The 347-nt window shown below is 51.6% G+C and carries 1 protein-coding gene; it reads left to right on the forward strand.

The window, feature by feature from the left end; all coding sequences use genetic code 11:
- Window positions 1-26: 26 nt before the first annotated feature.
- The coding region (locus BCT11_RS01035; protein WP_241908964.1) for a hypothetical protein at window positions 27-347 on the forward strand (321 nt) is incomplete at its 3' end.

The raw sequence follows: 347 nt of genomic DNA on the forward strand, positions 1-347 counted from the left end.
CATTCACTTCTAGCAAAGAGCTGGTGATGACCCCAACCTTAACCGTTGAAAATATCGGTGATGTTAACGAAGCGAGCGCTGCAAGCGTTGCCGTCAGTGGCGATAGCACACGCTTCGAAAGCACCGACACATTGACCATCAAAGCGGTCGATACGGACAATAAAGAAGTCACGCAAACCACGACAGTGACTGCATTGGGTAAATGGAACGCGACGCTTGATGTCTCTGGTCTTAAAGACGGCACCATTACGGTGACGGTGAACGGGACTAACGACTTGGAGGCACCAGCAAAAGAAGCGGGGACGACATTTACGTTGACGCAAACCAAGCCAACGGTGGACGACGCT

Origin of the sequence: Vibrio sp. 10N.222.52.B12, assembly GCF_002875385.1 — a bacterium.
GTDB lineage: Bacteria > Pseudomonadota > Gammaproteobacteria > Enterobacterales > Vibrionaceae > Vibrio > Vibrio jasicida.